The sequence below is a fragment of the Fenollaria massiliensis genome (assembly GCF_023347705.1).
In the GTDB taxonomy this organism is placed as follows: domain Bacteria; phylum Bacillota; class Clostridia; order Tissierellales; family Peptoniphilaceae; genus Fenollaria; species Fenollaria massiliensis.
In genome coordinates, this window is the sequence record NZ_CP096649.1 from 993,614 (window position 1) to 1,012,996 (window position 19,383).

14 protein-coding genes are annotated in these 19,383 nt (G+C 32.2%); 2 read left to right on the forward strand and 12 right to left on the reverse strand.

Annotation, left to right across the window (positions count from 1 at the left end; translation table 11 throughout):
• Window positions 1–96 precede the first annotated feature (96 nt).
• From deoC to M1R53_RS05060, 9 genes are all read right to left on the reverse strand, one after another.
• Window positions 97–744 carry a deoxyribose-phosphate aldolase gene (gene deoC / locus M1R53_RS05020; protein WP_249242203.1) on the reverse strand — a complete coding sequence of 216 codons (648 nt, stop codon included), beginning with the start codon at window positions 742–744 and terminating at the stop codon, window positions 97–99.
• A gap of 9 nt (window positions 745–753) precedes the next feature.
• On the reverse strand, window positions 754–1,428 hold the full coding sequence (locus M1R53_RS05025; protein WP_249242204.1) for a TIGR01906 family membrane protein: 675 nt from the start codon (window positions 1,426–1,428) through the stop codon (window positions 754–756).
• Between the two features lies 1 nt (window position 1,429).
• On the reverse strand, window positions 1,430–2,152 hold the full coding sequence (locus M1R53_RS05030) for a YebC/PmpR family DNA-binding transcriptional regulator (RefSeq protein ID WP_249242205.1): 723 nt from the start codon (window positions 2,150–2,152) through the stop codon (window positions 1,430–1,432).
• 10 nt (window positions 2,153–2,162) lie between these two features.
• Window positions 2,163–2,888 carry an NAD(+) synthase gene (gene nadE / locus M1R53_RS05035; RefSeq protein ID WP_249242206.1) on the reverse strand — a complete coding sequence of 242 codons (726 nt, stop codon included), beginning with the start codon at window positions 2,886–2,888 and terminating at the stop codon, window positions 2,163–2,165.
• Complete coding sequence (locus M1R53_RS05040; RefSeq protein ID WP_283162597.1) at window positions 2,889–3,539, reverse strand: IMPACT family protein; 651 nt, start codon at window positions 3,537–3,539, stop codon at window positions 2,889–2,891.
• Window positions 3,526–4,770, reverse strand: coding sequence for a GTPase HflX (gene hflX / locus M1R53_RS05045; protein ID WP_019213736.1), 1,245 nt, complete (start codon window positions 4,768–4,770; stop codon window positions 3,526–3,528). Before hflX ends, M1R53_RS05040 begins: the two co-directional genes overlap by 14 nt.
• Window positions 4,771–5,134: 364 nt before the next feature.
• Complete coding sequence (locus M1R53_RS05050; RefSeq protein ID WP_249242208.1) at window positions 5,135–6,025, reverse strand: exonuclease domain-containing protein; 891 nt, start codon at window positions 6,023–6,025, stop codon at window positions 5,135–5,137.
• 105 nt (window positions 6,026–6,130) lie between these two features.
• Window positions 6,131–11,413, reverse strand: coding sequence for a leucine-rich repeat protein (locus M1R53_RS05055; RefSeq protein WP_249242209.1), 5,283 nt, complete (start codon window positions 11,411–11,413; stop codon window positions 6,131–6,133).
• 324 nt (window positions 11,414–11,737) lie between these two features.
• Window positions 11,738–12,391: a hypothetical protein gene (locus tag M1R53_RS05060; RefSeq protein ID WP_249242210.1), complete on the reverse strand. Its 654-nt coding sequence runs from the start codon at window positions 12,389–12,391 to the stop codon at window positions 11,738–11,740.
• A 129-nt stretch (window positions 12,392–12,520) separates the two neighbouring features.
• Between M1R53_RS05060 and M1R53_RS05065 the strand changes: the two genes are divergently transcribed.
• Both M1R53_RS05065 and M1R53_RS05070 read left to right on the forward strand, forming a co-directional pair.
• Complete coding sequence (locus M1R53_RS05065; RefSeq protein WP_249242211.1) at window positions 12,521–15,457, forward strand: transglycosylase domain-containing protein; 2,937 nt, start codon at window positions 12,521–12,523, stop codon at window positions 15,455–15,457.
• Between the two features lie 147 nt (window positions 15,458–15,604).
• The gene (locus M1R53_RS05070; protein WP_249242212.1) at window positions 15,605–16,123 is read left to right on the forward strand and encodes a hypothetical protein; all 519 of its coding nucleotides are present in this window, start codon (window positions 15,605–15,607) and stop codon (window positions 16,121–16,123) included.
• Window positions 16,124–16,196: 73 nt separating this feature from the next.
• On the opposite strand, the gene M1R53_RS05075 is transcribed toward M1R53_RS05070, so the two are convergent.
• The 3 genes from M1R53_RS05075 to secD all read right to left on the reverse strand — a co-directional run bounded on the left by M1R53_RS05075 (window position 16,197) and on the right by secD (window position 19,382).
• On the reverse strand, window positions 16,197–17,048 hold the full coding sequence (locus M1R53_RS05075; RefSeq protein ID WP_249242213.1) for a bifunctional 5,10-methylenetetrahydrofolate dehydrogenase/5,10-methenyltetrahydrofolate cyclohydrolase: 852 nt from the start codon (window positions 17,046–17,048) through the stop codon (window positions 16,197–16,199).
• Between the two features lie 165 nt (window positions 17,049–17,213).
• Window positions 17,214–18,095 (reverse strand): protein translocase subunit SecF, encoded by an 882-nt coding sequence (secF, locus tag M1R53_RS05080; protein WP_249242214.1) that lies wholly within the window; start codon window positions 18,093–18,095, stop codon window positions 17,214–17,216.
• Window positions 18,096–18,104: 9 nt separating this feature from the next.
• A complete protein-coding gene (gene secD / locus M1R53_RS05085) occupies window positions 18,105–19,382 on the reverse strand; it encodes a protein translocase subunit SecD (protein ID WP_249242215.1) in 1,278 nt (425 codons plus the stop codon).
• Window position 19,383 lies beyond the last annotated feature (1 nt).

The window sequence follows — 19,383 nt, forward strand, 5'->3', positions numbered from 1 at the left end:
CTATATGTTACATATATATTACACTATTTTTTATAAAAATGCAAGCTTTATTTCTAAAAATTCATATTTAGATTTATGTTTTTAAATAAAAAAATTTTAATTTTCTTTATAATTTATTATGTCTAAACCGTGTGAAGTGCCGATAACATCAGCACCTGCGCTAATGAATTTAATCGCAGTTTTATAATCAGAAATTCCTCCGGAGGCTTTTATTTTTATTTTCTCTCCAAAATTTTCTTTTATAAATTTTATGTCTTCTAAATTTGCTCCGGACTTCGTAAAACCTGTTGATGTTTTCACAAAGTCAGCCCCTTCTTCTACTAAAATATTTGTTATAAAATATATATCTTCCTTGTTAAGAAAGGATGTTTCTATTATAAATTTGATTACATGGTCTTTACAAGCTTCTCTTAAACAATTTACCTCTTTACTCAGATATTCATAGTCTCTCATCTTGATTCTTCCGATATTCGAAACAATATCCAAATCGTTTGCTCCATTTTTAATCGCATCTTTTGTTTCAAATATTTTTGATTCAGTCGTAGCATAACCGTTAGGAAATGCTATCACTGTACTTAAGTAAATATTTTGCAAGTTTTTACGAGCAACTTGCAAAAACGACGGTGCTATGCATAGTGATCTGAAATTATATTTTCTTTGCTCTTCTACAAGCTTTATAATATCAGATTCACTTGCGTCCTGTTTTAAATTGGTTTGATCTAAAAATTTAGCTATATCTAACATTTATGAATTTTATACTCCCTTCTTCTTCATTTTACTACTACATCTCGCTACATAGTAAAAGCTACAAATATGAATAACGAATATCGATACTGTATAGTAGGCTAATATTTTTATGAAGCCATTAATGAAAAACTCTTCTGGCATTAGTCTAATTAAAAGGTCTGTGCTTGGGTCGAGCTGCCATAGTTGATTATCAAAGAATATCTCATGAAATTTTACGAAGGCTCCAGAAAAGTCTGTTAAATATAGAGCTCCAAAAATTATTGGCACTAAGTATCCTATAAATAAAGTATTTCTTAGCTCTTTAAACTTAAATACGTTAATCTTTTTCCAAGCGTATAAGAGTATTATAAATAAAGTTATTGCTGCAGATATAATTTTAATAATGTTTAGTACTTTATATATATGTCTTACGTCTCTCATGTGGCTTATTTCTTTTTCGTTTAAGCCAATTAAGCTTAGGTGCTCATCTGCATTTTGTCCTCTTAGGTAGCCTGCTATAATTTTTGAAGCAACTAAGACTTCTTCCTCTGATCTATCGATATAATCAAAGTCATCTAAATGCTTTGCGTTCATATAAACAGCGTTTTCATCATAGGAAACTGTTTGAATTGCTTGACATAATATAAGTGCTATTATATTAAGGGTTAATATAATAGCAACTGATAATTTAATATTCTTCATTTTAATCTTCTAAGTTATGTGAAACGCTTTGAACGTCGTCTGATTCTTCAAGGTCATCAACCATCTTTTCAAACTTAATCGCTTGTTCTTCGTCAAGTTTTACTGTTGTTTGAGGTATGTTTGATAGGTCAAAGTCACTTAGCTTGTAGCCTCTGTCCTTTAGTCCTTCTACTACCTTGTTAAAATCTTCAACTGATGTGTAAATCTCATAGCCTTCTTCAAAAGCTTTAAAATCTTCTGCACCTAAGTCGATTGCGTCCATAGTTAATGTGTCTTCATCAACTGAATCGTCTTTTTCTATGGCGATAAAGCCTTTTTTATCGAATAGATATGATACGCAGCCTGTTGTTCCCAAGTTTCCGCCGTGTTTATCAAAGGCGTGTCTTACGTCTGAAGCTGTTCTATTTCTATTGTCTGTTAAGCAGTCAACTATAACAGCAACACCACCAACGCCGTATCCTTCATATACAACGTTTTCGTAGCTTGCATCGCCTTCGCCGCCTTCACCTTTTTTGATAGCTCTTTCAATGTTGTCGTTAGGCATGTTCTCAGACTTAGCTTTTTCTATCGCTGATTTAAGTGATGGATTAAATTCTGGATTTGCTCCTCCCTCTTTAACCGCTACAGTGATGTATCTAGCAAGTTTTGTAAATACTGAGGCTCTTCTTTGGTCTTCTTTACCTTTCTTAGCCTTTATTGTTTTCCATTTTGAATGTCCTGACATTTTATTCCTCCTAATATATGTTTTTAAAATAATCTATATCCGATCTTTTATGTTCGGTTGAATTATATAGCTTTTTTATTCTTTCTTCTTTTTCTATGGCAATGGCCTCGCCCTCGAAATATTTTTCAATATCATCGTAAGAAACGCCTAATTCGTCCTCATCGCTTTGGCCTTTCCAAAGTCCTGCCGATGGTTTTTTGTTTATTACCTCATCTGGCACGCCTAAAACTTTGGCGATTTCATAAACTTCTCTTTTATAAAAATCTCTTAATAAATATATATCGCATGCGCTATCTGCCCACTTAGTGAAGTAGCCGACTAGGTACTCACTTTTGTTTGATGAGCCGACTACCATGTATGATAAATTTTGTCCATATAGATATAAATTTGTCATCCTAAGTCTTGGTTTTATATTTGATAAACTCATCTTAGAAAAGTCATCTGCCTTTGCACTTTTAACAAAATCGTCATAAGTACTTGTTAAATCAACCCTTGCAGTTTTTATACCAAGCTTATCCGCGACTAATTTTGCATCTACTTCGTCTTCTTCAAGTGAGTGTATCGGCATGACTATAGCTAAGTGATCATCACCAAAAGCAAGTTTTGCAAGACCTGCGACAACTGCTGAGTCAACTCCACCTGAAAGCCCGAAAACTGCTCCTTTTAAACCAGTTTTATCCCTTTTATCTCTTAGCCAAGATACCATGTCTTGAACTATTTTTTCATAATCTTTCAATTATTTCACAATCCTTTTATCAATATGCGCTTTAATATATTCATCTGCAAACTCATAATCAAGCTCGCGATTAGAAAGATTTTTAAGCGTTTCCAAAAGTTCTTCGCTGTCCTCTTCCTTTATGTATATGTCCGCACTAATATTTTCCATGTACTTTAAATTATCTAAATCATAAACTGTATGTGATAAATAGTTTTTAATTTTATCAAATTCTGCGTATGGAAAAGTCAATCTATACTTAAGAAAGCTGCCATAGTCATATATTTGGCCTTCAATGCTCTTCTTAAACGCGCCTGAGTAAGCTCTTACAAGGCCTCCAACGCCTAACTTAATGCCTCCAAAGTATCTAGTCACAACGCAGACGATATTTGAAAGCCCCTCCATCTCCATAACCGAAAGTATGGGTCTTGCAGATGAGCCTTGTGGCTCGCCGTCTTCATCGTAGCGCTTTGTAGGAATATTACTATTAATAATATAAGCGCTAACGTTATGAGTCGCGTCCTTGTATTTATCCTTCATCTCGTTAATGAAGGCTATGGCCTCTTCCTCGCTCATAACATGCTTTGTGTTTGCTATGAACTTTGATTTATTTATCAGATCCTCGGCGCTTACTTGCTCCAGGACCGATCTATACTCTTTATTCGCACACATATTCTTTATATTTATTGTAATCTTTTTGAGAAAGCTTCACTTTTATGTACATCGAAGCTTCGTCGTACTTTGTAACTTCTACAGCATAGCTCTTTTTAAGCCTATCGATGATGGCACTATCCTTAAAAGCAAGCCTCATCGTTACCTCTTTATAATCCTCTTTAATGATTGCCTCTATCTTATCAATAAGTTTTTTTACATCGTCATCATTTTTTGCTGATATATAAATTGTATCTTCAGCATCTTTTAAGGATGATCTTCTATGCTCATCAAGTTTATCTACCTTATTATATACCCTTAAAACTTTTTTGTCCATAAGTCCTAAAGACTTCATCAAATCAAGTGTAGTCTCAATTTGTAGATGCATGTTCTCATCTGATATATCTACCACGTGTAAAATTAAATCCGCATATTTTAGCTCTTCTAGAGTGCCTTTAAATGCTTCAACTAGTTTTGTAGGTAAATTTGATACAAAACCAACAGTATCTGAGGCAATAAATTCAGAGCCAGAAGAGAATTTTATCTGTCTAACAAAAGTTTGAAGTGTGGCAAATAACATATCCTTAGCCAAAACTTCCTTAGCACCACTCTCAGATAGCCTAATCATGCTGTTTAATATAGTAGATTTACCGCAGTTAGTGTAACCGATGATACTCACATAAGGAACATCGCTTTCATTTCTTTTTTTAGAAATATTGTCCCTTGATTTTTGAGCTTCCTTTAATTTATTTTTAATTCTATCAATTTGCTCTTGTATGTGACGTCTGTCAGTTTCAAGTTTTTGCTCACCGGGTCCTCTAGTGCCGATGCCGCCTCCCTCTCTTGATAGATAATTATTCATACCAACAAGTCTTGGCAGTCTATATGATAGCTGAGCAAGCTCCACTTGTAGTTTCGCTTCAACAGTTTCAGCCCTTAGAGCAAATATATCAAGTATAAGATTAGTCCTGTCGACCACTTTTATATCGAGTTCGTCCTCTAAGTTTCTCGTTTGAACGCCGCTTAGCTCGTCATTAACAACAAGTAAGTCAATATCATTCGCTTCTATAAGCGTTTTTATCTCGTCAAGCTTACCCTTGCCCATATAGTAGCGAGGGTTTAAAACGTCCTTACTTTGTTTCACTCTGACAATGGCCTCAGCATCGCACGCCTCAAGAAGCGCTTCAAGCTCATCAAGATACTCGTCAGTCTTTGAATCAAATTCAATTGTATATATAATTGCTCTCTCCATATAGCACCTCTTTGTAATTATACCAAAGCCCGAGTTAAATGTCAAAATATTTATTGTATATAAAAATAGCGTAGACAAAATTATCTACGCTAATCGTTTAATTCTTTTCAATCATCTTTTTATATAGTTTCATAAGCTCAGCAACACACTCCGACTCGCTCATCTTTCTCCAGTCAAAGCCATATGCTTCCATAACTGTCTTGCCTTAAACTATTCAAAATGGATACAATTTAATGCTTATAAATTAGAGTAAAAATATTCGCTATTTGCACCCTTTTCTTTCAAAACATTAAAAAGTATCCAATAAAAAAAGACGGCATTTCTACCGTCTTAAATAACATATTTTACATCTTAACTTTTAGCACTATTGGTTAATCAAATCATAAAACGTCAATTCATCTATAATGTCTATATCATTACCTTCTAGTTTTAATTTTTCAGCTTTCTTATGTTTTGATGACTTCTCACCTTTTAGTATTGCATTATAATCGTTATCTCCAAGTATTAAGTAGTTAGTTTTATTATTCACACTACTATCAAGTATTCCTCCTAAATTAACAATTATCTGCATCGCATCTTTTCTTAACATCTTCTCTAGCTTTCCTGTAAATACAACGTGCCTATTGTAAAAAAAGTTGTCTTCATCTATCTCAACTACATCTGGTGTTATTGAGTTTATATCAAATTTAGTCCTTGTAGTTTTCCACAGATCATTAATAGCAATATTGTTTGCATTCATGTGCTTTTTAATGCAATCATAAAGTTCCTTTGTTGAAATACAATCTGCGATAGAGCGATGCTCATTATTGTGTAGATTTAAGTATTTTGTCATATCAGAAAGCCTATGATGTTTCAACTCTGGATACAGCTTTCTAGAAAATTGCATTGTATCCATGTATTTATTATCAAGCTCTGTTTTAAGGCCACAATTTAAAAACCTAATATCAAAAGATGTATTATGACCAATAATTATATCGTCGCCAATAAAGTTTAGTAATTTTTCTTTAATATCTAATATAGATGGCATGCCTATAAGCATATCATTAGTAATGCCTGTTAGAGAAGTTATAAAATCATCAACTTCATATTTTGGTTTAATGAGTTGTGAATAATTTTCTACTATTTCATTATTTCTAACTCTTAACACACCTACTTCTATAATTTCATCATAATAAGATGATAGGCCAGTTGTTTCTGTGTCTAACACACAATAATCATCTATTATTTCTTTTGTATAATTTTTACTGCATGGCATAAAATCACTCCTTTAATATCAAAGTTTACATTTATTATACCATATAAATAGACTAGGTGAAAATAATAAAAGCTCATAAGCTATTTTAGCTTATGAGCTTTTATTTTATGATACTAAATCTAGTTCCTTGTATGATGAGTTTATTGTATCAATATTTTCAGGTTTATTTTTATTATTATCATCAGCATTGTTATTATCATCAGCATTATTATCATCTTTTTTTGGACTTCTATTTATCCCACCAATAATTTTTATGTTTTTGTCTTCATCTTCATAGATGTTATTGCCAAATGAAGAGTCTGAATATGAACAATCTGGAGGTAAATATATTGTTGAAGCCTCAAATGTTGTAAAAGTTGAACTTTTAAAAGCATTGTCTTCAATATATTTTAAAGTCTTAGGAAATCTTATATCGCCTTCAAATTTGCAGTCAAGAAAAGCGTCTTCTTCTATTCTTTCTATCTTAGAGTTTTCAAAATCTATTTTATTTGAAAATTCAAAATTACTAGAAGTACACATCTCACCTGACGAGAAGAAAACTCCTGAAAACATTCCTTTTGAAATAACTTTTACATCATCAGAAAAAGTAATTTTCTCTATAGGATTAAATCCAAATGCTTCATTAGATATTTCTTTTAAACTTGAAGGAATCTCAACGCTTGTTATTTTATTAAAACCAAAAGCATGAATCGATAATGTTTTTAATGTTTTCGGAAGTTTTAACTTTCCGCTAAAACCAGCACTAGAAAATCCGCTATTGCATACTTCTTCTATATTTGAATCTACTAAATTCATCTTATCTCCAAATCCACAATAAGCAAACATTGATGTATCAACTTTTTTAAAGTTTGGAGCGAATGTTAATTCTTCAATAGGATTCTTATTAAACACAGCCGCTCCATATCCATCTTTTATACCTATTATTCTCAATACTTTAATCTTATTGTCATTAAAAGCTTCAGATCCAACTTTTTCTAGTGAATCTGGCAAAACAAGCTTACTAATTTTGTTTTGTTCAAAAGCAACTCTTCCTATTTTTTTAAGAGTTTTTGGAAGTTTTAATTCACCCTCAATATCAGCATTATAAAATGCTCCATCTTCGATTTCTTCTATTTTAGAGTCGCCTAATTTTATCTTTGAACCAAAGCCGCAACTTGCGAACATATTAAATGGTACAATTTTAAAATCATCAGCAAATGTTATTTCTTCAATAGGATTACCATTAAATATGAAGGTTCCATAACCATTTTCCAAATAAGGTAACTTAACTTTCGTAATAGAATTGTCTCTAAACGCATCACGCTCAATTCTTTTTAATGTTCTAGGTATTTTTAACTCGCCTCTAAATCCAGCGCTAGCAAAAGCCGATGAACCAATAGTTTCTACTGTCGAAGGCAAATCTAATAGATTAAATTTCATAACACTATTATTTGCAAATGCATCCGCATATATGCTTTTTAATTTTGAACCTTTTTCGAATTTTAGACTTTGTATTTCAGCCTCTTTAAACACTCCATTTCCAATGTTTAAAACTTCTATGCCACCAATTTTTGCAGGTATAACAATATTGGCATACTTTTTACCTTTATAGCCAGTTATTGTTTGTGTCTTTTTATCGAAAATAAAATCTCCATTGTAGTTTACAAAATCAATTTCAGCTATTACAGTTGGATGGAATATATTAATAGGTTTATAAATTAAATCTATTTTACTATCAACGCTATCTGCAACAGATTCAATTGAATTTTTAATCTTGTCTATTTCAGCTATCAATTCATTATTTAAATCTAAAGAAGAATTAATAGTCTCATCTGCTCCTTCTTTAATTTTTCTTAGATTTTTAGATGCCTTGTCTAAATTGTTAATTGCAGAATTTACTTTATTAGATTTAAGATATCTATTTATACTTCTAGCTTTGCTAGCAATCTTGTTCACGCAAGTAATCATTGTGTCTATCTCATCTAAGTTGCTATCAGCACTGCTTATAATATTATTTACTTTATCTAGTATTCCAACTAATTCTTGATGAATTTCATTAACTTGTCCTTTCAAGTCCTTAGTTTGCTTCTTCATTTTTTCAGCAATGTCTTGCATAGTTTTATCTTTACCTGGTTTATTAGAGTAGTCAAGAAGTTCATAATATAAATCTCCATATAATGTAGCCTTATAATGCATTTCTCCTTCTTTTACTGTTTTTTCGTTTTCAACAACCTCTCCATTCTTTGAGTAAGTAGATGTTTCTTTCTTGTAATTTCCAGCTAAAAGTAGATTATTATTAACACCAATATCTAGCACCAATGGAGTGAATCCCAATACTACAAAATCAATTTGTGCTCCTACATCTAGTCCGATATTTAACTTAGCATCAATTTCTGTAGAAGTCGTTTTACTATGTTCTTTATGGCAATTAATGAAAAGCTTGTACGAGCCAGGTAAATAATATTTTTTCATACTTTCTTTATTCTCATAAATATTTTTATAAATTTGTATTTCATCGTGTTGTTTAGCTTCATTTTCAAAGTCATCTTTAGCAATTAGCATAGCGGTAGTAATTTTATATATTTCATCAGATTTTCCATCATATTTTATCTCTAACTTTCCATCTGCAGCTACATATAATGAAGCTCTTAAACATATAAAATCTCTTAAATCTAAATTTACAAGTTCTCCATTTTTACTTCCTTTAATCATAAAATGTTCGCCTGGTTTAATTTTAAATATTATAGATCCTAAATAGAATGGTTCGCCACTTGATTTATATGAAGGATTTCCTATGTCATGATATCTTTTATCTATACTAGTACCTTTGTTAGCTCGTTTTATCATGCTGTCTTTAATAAGTCCAGTAATATCGCCTTTTAATTCAAATTCCAAATGTTCTTTAACTTCTTCTAAACTACCGTATGAAATCGCCCCATACACCATTTTTAATTCAGCAAGATCAAAAAATCCAGCATTTTCTTTTCTAGCAGTTTGTATAGCTACTTCAGATGTTAGTTCATATTGTTTTGAATGTCCATAGGAGCCTTTGCTTTTTATTTTTACTTTATCATTTGCTTTTGAAGCATTATATTCAAATCCACTCTCAAATCCCATTTTGAATACAGCTGAATTCTTATATTCTTTGTAAAAACCATTAACAAGTTTATCTGCTAGCTCAAATATAGCATATCCACTTTGAATTTTAAGACTCGTTGTAGCTATTTCAGAAATTTTATTCCATACTTTCTCCCAAAAAGGTTTTTCAACTGGGGGTAATCCCAATACATGTGCATTTAAAGCAACACTTATATTATTATCTTTATTGCCTTTATCTTTTATTTTTGCATCAGCCACTAATTTTTTACCTTTTAACGAATACTTCTCTCCATCTACAAGTATTGAATTTACATTTTCTTCGTAATCTTCAATTTTGAAGTCTCCATCATATTCTGTTTTCCTGTTAGCTCGTGCAAATGACATCATTCGGCTTCTCATTTGCCTTTCTTCTTGTAGCTCTTGATATTTTTTTAGTCCCTCTAAGTCATAGTTTATTACAACATTGTCTTCTGTTGGCTCAAACTGACTTGCATATATATTTACATTGCCTGAAGCTATATCACCTAAATTGCCATTTTTAACAACATAATATAATAAATTTGAATCATTATTAACTTTATTGTTTGTTAATTTTAAAGCTTCTTCAAGTGTAAGTTCTTTTTCTATGTGTTTAACTTCATAATATCCAAGGTTTATAATTATAGACTTAACTCCAGATTCTATCTGATTAGCAACGCTACTACCTTTTCTTACAGCTAGAAGCTCTGCACCGCCATCAGCACTATACAAGCCTTCTATGTCGTCAGTACTATCTTGCTTTGCTTTGTCTGTTGCATAAATTACGTCTTCTTTAATTTCTATCTCTTTACTAAACCTTTCAATAAAGAAGGTCTTTTCTACTAACTCCCCATCTTCAAGCACTGCATATACATTCACTTTATTTGAACCAACTTTAAAGTCATTAAGATCAAATGAAAATTTTTTATTATCTATTGTAACACTTGACTCAAGATTGCTTTCTTTACTAACATCCACAATATAAGCACCCATCCTGACAATGTTCTTATCAGTAATAACCTCACCTGTTATATGCTTACTTTCGTCTTGAGTAACCATTGAATAGTCTGAATCAATATTATTAATTATTATTTTTGAATTATTTAATTTTGAATTTAAATACAATGGATCTTCTTTTTCTTTTTGTTCTTCAGCCTTTTCTTTTATAATATCCTTAGCTTTTTCTTCAGTCATCTTTTCTTCAGGCTTTTTACCATCAAGCTTATTATATGTGTCTATAATTTCATTAATAAGATCTTTCACGTCACTATCGCTCGGATTATCTACACCTACAAGTATCTTAGCTTTCTCAATAGCTTCAACATATGGAGCTTTTACTTCTTCACTTGCAAAAATAAACCTATCAGAATTTACAACCTCATCGTCATGCTTTTTAATAAGCTCTTTTAATTTTTCTAAAGTTTTCTCATTCTCAGGAATATCAAGTTTGTCATCTTTTCCTATATTTGGCTTATTAGGGTCAACTGGATCAATTGGCTTATTAGGGTCAACTGGATCAACTGGATTGTTAGGTTTATATGGCTTTTCTTCTCTTTCATTAGAATTGTTTTCATCATAATTACGTCTGTATCTTCTATTGTTAGTTGGCACCTTGTTGTTATCAATATTTTCTTCATTGTTTTGTGTATCAGTTTCATCTGTATCATTCAATTTATGATACATGTTTATATCTGTACCAAGTTTCTCAATAATTACTTTTAAAATCTTACAAACTTCAGCTCTAGTTATATTGTTATTTGGATTTATTTTACCTTTAGTATTGCCACAAACAACATTAAGTTTAACTAACTCTGCTATCTCTTTCTTGCTTGTAATATCACTATAATCGTGGAATCTAGCTAATACGCTCTCATCGCCACTTAACTTGTATAAACCAGCTAAAATTCTAAAAGCTTCATCACGAATCATAGGCTTTTCTGGATAGAACTCTCCCTTGCCGTCTAAAATGCCTAAACTTACAATATTTTGTAAATCATCATAATACCAATCACTAGATTTAACATCAGTATAACTAATATTTGCCTTTCTCATAAATCCTGTGATATTGCTCATAACTTTGATATATTCATTTCTTTTTATCAAAGCATCTGGTTTAAAAGTACCATCTGGATAACCTTTAAAATATCCTTTTTCTATGCACCATTTAATATATGGTTCTGCCCAATGGCCAGTAATATCTGATTTTACTTCATTGTTTGCTAGTAATCCTACTGGAAACATTGTTATTAGCATTAACACTGACATAAATAGTGCTATAAACTTTTTCCTCATTTGAAATCCTCCCTTATATTTTTTATTGCTTTATTTAATTATAATATAATTGCATATAAAAAACAAGTCTTTTGTTAAATAAAAAAAGCCTAATGAAACACACAGTCCCATTAGGCTTTTTTGCTCACTATTTAATTATTTCATTTACCTTTTTCTGTATATCATAATAATCATATCCTTTTCCTGCCCATTTCTCTGCAAATTCTTTTGCTCTTTTCCTTTGCTCTCTTTGTGTTAACATAATCCACCTCTATAAGTAATTCTTATTCTTATGTTTATTATATCATAAATCTTTTCTTATTATAATATATAAATAAATTATCTTTATTTATCATTTAATTTATATATCCACGTCTCTGTAATCTCATCTACTCCGCCAATAAAAATATTTTTCAAGTGCATGGCACTTTCATCTACATCGTCTGCTTCGAAAAATATCTCTTCATAGTCATTAAAAAGTTTTTCGCAAAGGCTTTTAAAAAATTCATCCGCCTTATCTAAATCGCTTGTGTAAACATAGGCAATTTCATTATCTTCTACAAAAGCTAAGTTCATCCCACTCTCATCGTTATAATAAACTTCTTTTGTTAAAATTTCTTTAGATTCGTCAAAATCAACGCTTAGTGGATTGATGCTCTCATGTGTTTTTTTATAATAATCAAAATATATCTTTGCTAATTCATCGTAAATTGTCTCACCTTCTTTTGCGTGAAGAAGTTTTAGCCCCGAGATATCTTTTGAAAGCATATCACTTTTTCTTACTGTCATGCTATAGCAAACTCTTGCCCTCTTAAAACCATGTTCTTGAATAAAATTTCTCTTTTCTGTCTCACTACCATCTATCATCATTTGCAAGGGTGCATGATTTTCTTTACTAATCGTTTTAAATGTATCTGTATTAATATTTTTCATATCTTCAAGATCAAATTCTAGATATATATTTTGATTATGAAAATGGTTTTTATATGTGCTTATCATATATTTCCTCCTAAATTAATAAATATTATATCATAAAGACGATAATTATATTAATATTTTATTAAAATATATACTAAAATCTCTTATATGTGGTATAATACAAGTATACTTAATATTAGGAGTGATAATATGTCTAATAATAAATATAGAAGAAAGCCGAGGTTTACGCTGAAAAAGCTTTTGGTCATCACGCTGATGACTATACTTATATCCTTGACTTTATTTGCTGGCAGCGTGGGGCTTGCTTTTGTTAATATACTTACTACTGCCCCTGAGATTGATCCATACTCAATTAACAGCGGCTTTGAAGAAACTTCTCTTATCTTTGATAAGGATAAGAATTTACTAGAAAAGGTAGAGACTGCTGAGTACAGAACTTTTGTTAAATTAAATAAGGTTCCTCAATATTTGAAGGATGCCTTTATAAGTATTGAAGACGAAAGATTTTATGAGCACCCTGGCGTTGACCCTAAGGGTATTTTGTCATCGCTTTACGAGAATTTTAAGGCTGGTGGCGTTGTTCGTGGTGCTTCAACTATAACTCAGCAGCTAATTAAAAATACATTTTTATCAAATGAACAAACTCTTACAAGAAAACTTAAAGAAATTTATCTAGCTCTTAACTTAGAGACAAAACTTAGCAAAGACCAAATTCTTGAGTCTTATCTAAATATGATTTCTTTAGGACAAAACTCATACGGTGTTCAAGAGGCTTCAAGAACATATTTCTCTAAGAATGTTGACGAGATCAATATCGCTCAAGCTGCTCTACTTGCTGGCATTGTAAAGGGTCCTAACATCTATCAACCGTTCTACAGGGTTAGTCCTCTTAAGTTTGATGAGGCTACTATGAGAAAGATTGGTGAGACTGAAATTTTAGGCGAAAAATATATTCTTGTATTTAACACAAAATCTGTTCAAAGACAAAAAGTTATACTTAAAAAGATGCTTGAACTTGGCAAGATTAATAAAACTGAATACGATGAAGCGATAAATTTTGATGTTGTAGCAAGCTTAAAGCCAAGTGCAAAGAAAGAATCCGAAATTACAAGCTATGCGACTGATTATGTTAAGAATCAAGTTGTTGAAGACCTTATGGAAAAGTATCAAATCACTAAGCAAAAGGCTCAAGAAAGATTATTTACAGGCGGTTTAAGAATATACTCAACCATCGATACAAAAGTACAAAAGGATCTTGACGAGGTCAATAGGAATTTTAACGGGATACTTTTAGGCGATCTTAAAAGATACAAAGCTCCTCTACTTGTTGATAGAAACTTAGATAAAGCTGGTAATATCGTTGATAAAGATGGCAATTTAGTTTATTACAAAAAAGAAAATCTACTTACTGACGATGGTTATCTATTTATTCCAAAGGGTGAGTTTAGTATAAATGCCAACGGTGACTTAGCGATTACTAGCTCAAGAATATTGGCATATAAAAAATCAACTGACATACAAGATTACTATACTATTGATGGTGCGAAAAACCTTCTAACTCATAGAGTCGGTGGTCTTGCAGTTCCTGATGCATATTATTTAAGACAAGCAAGACACAGCCTTATCATAAAAGCTGAATTTTTCGAAAAGAACGATAAATTCTACAAAGTTAATGAAACTGGAAACTTATTTATAAACCCAGAATATTTCTATAATAATAAAACTGGTTTGGTTCAGCCGCAATCAGCAACTGTGATTATGGATTACAAAACTGGTCACATCGTTGCTATGATTGGTGGACGTGATGTAAAGGGTTCAAGAATTTTAAATAGAGCAACTGACACAGCTAGACAGCCAGGCTCATCTATGAAACCACTTGCGGTATACTTACCTGCTCTTGACAATGGCTTTACTGCTGCCTCACCTATACTTGATATACCGATGATTACAGCTGATGGAAAGGTATGGCCAAACAACGTTTATACTGGTTTTAAAGGTATCACAACTCTTAGAGAATCACTAATCTACTCCATAAACGTAAGTTCTGCTAGAACTTTGAAAAAGATTGGTATACCAACATCAATAAAATATTTGAAAAAATTAGGTATAATAAATGAAGAAAATCCTTCTAAGGATAATTTTGTTCAATCTAGTGAAAACAAAACTCACAACGATGAAAACCTTGCTTCTTTAGCTCTTGGTGGTATGACAAAGGGTGTTAGCCCTCTTGATATGACTGCTGCCTACAGCGCTATCGCAAACGATGGTGTTTACAATGAACCGATTATTTACACTAAAGTTTTAGACAAGGACGGAAACATTGTTCTTGAAAAAGAAGCTAAGCAAAGAAGGGTTGTTAGCCCACAAATTGCTTATGTAATGAAAGATATACTTAGATCGACTGCTTATGAACACACTGGCAAAAACGCCATCATAAAAGGTCAAGCAAGTGCTGGTAAAACTGGTACAACTGACTACAATGCTGACTTCTGGTTCGTTGGCTTCACTAATTACTATGCAGCAGCCACTTGGATGGGTAATGACTCACCAAAGATTACCATAACTCAAAACTCGTGGTTAGCAGCAAAACTTTGGGGCCACATAATGACGAAAATTCATCAAGACAAAGAAAGCAAACCTCAATTTGCTCAGCCAGATGGCATAGTAAAGGCTTATGTATGTACTAAATCTGGTAAAAAACCAAATCAATTTTGTTCATCTGACCCAAGAGGCGTCGTCAGAGAGGAGATATTTGCTAAAGGAACTGAGCCTACTGAGACTTGTAATGTGCACGTAGCCTTAAAAGTTAACTCATCAAACAATAAGCTAGCAACTGAATTTACTCCAGAGGAGCTAAAAATTACTAAGGTCTTCACTGCTCTAAATCCTGCTTATAATCCTGCCGAACACAACGGCATCTTGCCAAAAGACTACAGTTACTACCCTCCAGTTCAATCAGATACTCAAGAAGATTTGAATAATTATAATCAAGAACATGGCATTGATCTTAACGAAGAAGGTATTAATTGGAACGATGTCATAACAGATATAATTAATACAGAGAAAAAAGATGATAAAAAAGAAGAAAAGAAAAATGATGATAATGAGGTAAAAATACTACCATAGATTAAAATAGATAAACAAGGCTTATATTAGGCCTTGTTTTTTTATCTATACTTTTGCCTTTTTATATAAAAATTTACAATGATAATACATTAAAATTTTGGGTATAATTTAGTATGAAAGAATTAATTTTATAAAGGAGATGGGCTTATGAATAGTGAGAAATCATTAAGAAAATATTGGCTAGTACTTGCAATAGTGCTGATTGTAGCTGCTATAGCTATATATTTTATATCAAAATCAAATAAAATAGATTATGCTAGAGTTTCGAAGGAGATGAAAGACTTTGCCTCACTTGAAGAGCCAAGCATAGAGAAATTTATAAAGAAGGGCTACGTAGACATTACTGAGCCGCTTGAACATGATGCAGGTATCAATCTTAGAAACAGTCTTGGAGGACCAAGTGTATATGTAAAAACTGTAAGACTCGATGATAGCGGTAATTACTATGGCGCTATATACTGGAAAAACAGAGGCGAATATAAACTTGCAAAGCAAGAATTTTCTACAGACGATAAAGATAGAATAAGTATATATGATGCAAATCCAGTAGTTTTAAAAGAGATATTAACAAAAGAAGAAGATGGGTTAAACAAGGTATATGCAGTCACTATGGCAATAAATCAAGATGTGACTAGCGAAGAAATATATCTTTTCTCATTTAAATAATTTAATATGCATATAAAAAGTGCTAGGCATAAAATTTTGCTTAGCACTTATTTTTTATTCTTCTATTTATTTTTTATTTATTTTGTTTTTCTACCGCCTTTAGTACTTGATTTAAAAGTATTGTAGTTGTTATGCTGCCTACTCCTCCAGGTACTGGTGTAATCTTTGCAACATAATCAACTAGAGCATCGTAATCAGCGTCGCCACTAATCTTGCCTTCCTTATCCATACTTACACCAACGTCTATAACTATAGAGTCTTCATTGAAGTAAGACTTATCAAGCATCTTCGCTCTGCCAAGCGCTGTGAATACAACGTCAGCGTTTTTGCAAACTGCCTTTAAGTCCTTTGTCTTTGAGTGACAGATAGTAACTGTGGCATTTTCATTTAGTAGCATCATAGCAAGTGGCTTACCAACTACCATGGAACGGTTGATTATGGCAACATTCTTGCCTTGGTAATCATATCCAGTTCTTCCTAAAATTTCAACAGCTGCTCTTGGTGTAGCTGGTTCAAAGCTATCTTTCTTTCCTTCAAATATAGCTTCAAGATTAATTGGGTTCATGCAGTCAATATCCTTATCTGGATTGATAAAATTAACAACTCTTTCTGCATCAATTTGTTTAGGAAGTGGTCTAAACACAAGTATACCATGTATCTTAGTATCATTATTTAGCTTATCCATAAGTGCAAGAAGCTCTTCAGTTGTTGATTCTCTAGGTATATTAAATACTTCTGAATCAATGTTTAAGCTCGCACTCACCTTAAGTATTGCTTTTTCGTATGATATATCGCTTGGGTCCTCGCCTAGTCTAACTACGGCAATCTTTGGAGCAATGCCTTTCGCACGAAAAGCCTCAATCTTCTTAGTCATGTCAGCCTTAATCATGTCTGCAACTGGTTTACCTTTTAAAATTTCTGTCATAATAACCTCCTTATAATATAGCAATATGATATAAATTTCTTATACCAATGCTCTTTATTATTCGCATTTCTAGAATATTGATACCCAAATCACAATAATTTTAATACCATATTATATTTTTATAAAAAAAGAGGAGACATCTCGTCTCCCCTTATATAAATTTAATTAAGCTCTTTTGTTTTTTGCGCCGTGACCAAAGTTCTTTTCAAGTAGTCCCCATGTGTATGGTGCGATGAATGTTGATGATAACATACCTTCAATGATACCAACAAGTAGTGGGATACAAAGTGCCTCGATTACGTGACCACCTAGAACGTATAGAACAACAACTGCGATAAGTGTTGTAATTGTTGTTAATACTGTTCTTCTGAATGTTGAGTTAAGTGATGACTCAATAAGCTCACTATTATCCATCCTTGGATGCATTCTCTTGTTTTCTCTGAATCTATCAAAGATAACTATAGTTGCGTTGATAGAATAACCTACGATAGTTAGTGCTGCCGCGATTAGTGATGAATCGATTTGTAGGTTAAATATGCCGTATGCAGATACTATAACTAAAACGTCAACGATTAGAGCAAATACAGCTGCAACACCATATTTCCATTCAAATCTAAATGTTATATAGATAAGCATTAAGATAGATGCGATAATGATGGATATAACAGCTTTTTGTCTAATTTCTCTACTGATTGATGGACCAGTAGTTGTGTCTTCGATATTGTTTCTGTCAACCTTGTATTCTTCTTCAAATGCACGGCTGATTTGATTCTTTTGCTCGTTTGTTAAAGCAAGTGTAGATTTTATAACGATAGTTTCTTTGTTAGCACCAGCATAAACAACGCTTGCGCCCTTATCAACTTTACCAACTATGTCATAAACTTTTGCTTCTTCAATAAATTGTCCAGCATTAACTCTCATGATAGTACCACCTGAGAAGTCGATACCGTAGTTAAAACCATGAATGCAGAATCCTATGATACCTGCGATGATAACTATAAATGGTATTGGAGCAAAAAACTTTTTCAATTTGTTAAAATTAATCATATTTACCTCCTATGCTCCATATGCCTTTTTATTTTCATTAGATGTTATTTGAGCAAAATTCTTTAGTAAGAATTTTGTCAATACAACTGCTGTCAATAATGAAATTACTATACCTATGATAAGTGTAATACCAAAACCTCTGATTGAACCGATACCATAAACATAAAGTACAACACCAGCTATGATAGTTGTGATGTTTGAGTCCATGATAGTTGCGATAGCTTTCTTAAAGCCTGCATCAACAGCTGATCTTACTGTCTTACCATTGATTAATTCTTCTCTAATTCTTTCATATATAATACAGTTAGCATCTACTGCCATACCTATTGATAATAGTAAACCGCATATGCCTGGTAATGATAACTTGATATGGAATACTATAAATGCTAGTAAAACTAATAGTGTATACGCAATTAATGAAATTGATGCTACTAGACCTGGAATCTTATATACTACGATTAATAGTAAACTGATTAAAAGTATTGATATAAGTATAGCCATCATTGAGTTGTGGAAAGCGTCGATACCTAGTGAAGCTCCGATGATTTCTGATCTAACTTCCTTAAGTTCGATAGGAAGTGCACCGGCTCTAATTAATGTAGCTAATTTTGATGCTTCATCAACTGAGAATCCTTTTGAACCACCTTCGATAATAGGCTTACCATCTGTAATTGGTGAATTTTGTACTATAGGTGCAGAAATTACTTCACCGTCTAGAACTATCTTTAAGATTTTCTTTTCAGGAACTGTTTCATTATAAAGCTTTGTTGTTGCTTCAGCGAATTTCTTTGTTCCTTCTTCGTCAAACTCCATTGAAACAACTGGTGTTGACTTACCTAAGTTATCTTGTGTATAAACAACTTTTGATTCTTTAATGTTTTTACCTGTTAAAATTACATTGTTATCTGGATCGATAAATTGTAATTGAGCTGTTTTACCTATTGTTTCGATAGCGTCTTGTGCATTTTTAGCACCAGCTAGTTCGATTGAGATTCTGTTTGAACCTTCTATAGATATGTTTGGTTCAGAAATTCCTAAACCGTCAACTCTTTGTTGAATAATTGCCTTGGATTGTTCCATAGCCTTGCTAAGCTCTTCACCTGTTTTGTCTGTATCAGCTTCAAGAAGTACATATACCCCACCAGCTAAGTCAAGACCTAAGTTGATAGAGTCTTTAGCACTCTTAATTTGATATCCAGCAAAATCAAAGCCGAATACAGCTACTAATCCGAAGCAGGCAATTAAAATGACTGTTATCACAATCTTAAGTGTGCTTAACTTTTTCATT

What these genes read in the sequence shown, in the direction of transcription:
- M1R53_RS05060 (WP_249242210.1), bottom strand. Translation starts at nt 12,391, where the DNA reads ATGATAAGCACATATAAAAACCATTTTCATAATCAAAATATATATCTA.
- M1R53_RS05055 (WP_249242209.1), bottom strand. Translation starts at nt 11,413, where the DNA reads ATGAGGAAAAAGTTTATAGCACTATTTATGTCAGTGTTAATGCTAATA.
- M1R53_RS05050 (WP_249242208.1), bottom strand. Translation starts at nt 6,025, where the DNA reads ATGCCATGCAGTAAAAATTATACAAAAGAAATAATAGATGATTATTGT.
- M1R53_RS05065 (WP_249242211.1), top strand. Translation starts at nt 12,521, where the DNA reads ATGTCTAATAATAAATATAGAAGAAAGCCGAGGTTTACGCTGAAAAAG.
- M1R53_RS05030 (WP_249242205.1), bottom strand. Translation starts at nt 2,152, where the DNA reads ATGTCAGGACATTCAAAATGGAAAACAATAAAGGCTAAGAAAGGTAAA.
- deoC (WP_249242203.1), bottom strand. Translation starts at nt 744, where the DNA reads ATGTTAGATATAGCTAAATTTTTAGATCAAACCAATTTAAAACAGGAC.
- M1R53_RS05040 (WP_283162597.1), bottom strand. Translation starts at nt 3,539, where the DNA reads ATGTGTGCGAATAAAGAGTATAGATCGGTCCTGGAGCAAGTAAGCGCC.
- secF (WP_249242214.1), bottom strand. Translation starts at nt 18,095, where the DNA reads ATGATTAATTTTAACAAATTGAAAAAGTTTTTTGCTCCAATACCATTT.
- secD (WP_249242215.1), bottom strand. Translation starts at nt 19,382, where the DNA reads ATGAAAAAGTTAAGCACACTTAAGATTGTGATAACAGTCATTTTAATT.
- M1R53_RS05075 (WP_249242213.1), bottom strand. Translation starts at nt 17,048, where the DNA reads ATGACAGAAATTTTAAAAGGTAAACCAGTTGCAGACATGATTAAGGCT.
- M1R53_RS05025 (WP_249242204.1), bottom strand. Translation starts at nt 1,428, where the DNA reads ATGAAGAATATTAAATTATCAGTTGCTATTATATTAACCCTTAATATA.
- M1R53_RS05070 (WP_249242212.1), top strand. Translation starts at nt 15,605, where the DNA reads ATGAATAGTGAGAAATCATTAAGAAAATATTGGCTAGTACTTGCAATA.
- hflX (WP_019213736.1), bottom strand. Translation starts at nt 4,770, where the DNA reads ATGGAGAGAGCAATTATATATACAATTGAATTTGATTCAAAGACTGAC.